Source organism: Deltaproteobacteria bacterium CG11_big_fil_rev_8_21_14_0_20_42_23 (assembly GCA_002796345.1).
Classification (GTDB): domain Bacteria; phylum UBA10199; class UBA10199; order 2-02-FULL-44-16; family 2-02-FULL-44-16; genus 1-14-0-20-42-23.
In genome coordinates, this window is the sequence record PCXC01000014.1 from 20,887 (window position 1) to 21,959 (window position 1,073).

Genomic DNA, 1,073 nt, shown 5'->3' on the forward strand with positions numbered 1-1,073 from the left:
GTATGATGATGTGAATCGCTTAACACACAACCAATCTTATGCTGCCAACGGAAATGAAGAAGATCATCTTCAGTATTTTTATGATGAAGCAGCACCCGAAGACCGAGCACAATTTTCAGTGAGACAAGGTGAACTGTATCAAGTTACAGATACTTTTGGTGGCATGAAGTTTAGTTATGACGAAAACGGGAACCTCAAGAAACAAGCACGTTTGATGGCGGGTCTTAATGCTACGTATGAAACAGAATTTAAGTATTATGATGATGGCCGATTATCTTTCATTCACTATCCAAAAGGGCAACTTGAACTCGAATATCTTTATGACTCTTCAGGAAAACTAAATCGAGTGCGTGAAGCTCGAAGTTTGGAAAATTATTACATCATAAATCCAGAGCGTGACTATAATGAGCTGGGTCAACTGACCAGAGAAACATATGGAGACAGTACCGAAGATCGCTATCAGTATTACGATCGCAGCCATCGTCTCCGCCAGATTCAAACCGTCAAACCAGGTGATGAAGAAACGGAATACCGAAATCTTGCCTTTGGATATGATGCTGTAAGAAATATAAAAATTATTTCAGATGAACATAATGGCCCAGAGTTAAATACAGGAATTTCAAATATTCAATATGATGACCTTCATCGCTTGCGTTCGTATGAAACGGCTAACGATTGGGAGCAGCGGCAAAGCACACATTTTTCTTACGACACCATTGGCAACATGCTGCGCAATGATGAAAGCTTTGGTGCTACGTATCAATATGAAGATGCACACAAACTCACCAGTGTAGGTGGCGCTCCCATTCAGTACGATGCAAACGGAAACGTAACGCTCGGCAGAGGAAGGGTTTATCAGTACAACGCACGTAATCGCATGAGCCAAGTGACTTTGGAAAATGGATGGTCATCGCAATATGTTTATGATGCCTCTGGGCAACGAGTGTTTAAGCGCGTGAATAAAGGCGATGCGGGAAGTGAAGATACCTACTACGTTGGAAGTTTATTTGAAATTCGCAATAAACTTTTGGTGCACAATGTTTACGCCGGCAACAAGCTCATTGCAGTCCTCG

Annotated in this window: 1 protein-coding gene; it reads left to right on the top strand. The window is 41.8% G+C overall.

Annotation, left to right across the window (positions count from 1 at the left end; all coding sequences use genetic code 11):
• Window positions 1-10: 10 nt before the first annotated feature.
• On the top strand, window positions 11-1,073 hold a 1,063-nt coding region (locus COV43_01920), incomplete at its 3' end, for a hypothetical protein (protein ID PIR26394.1).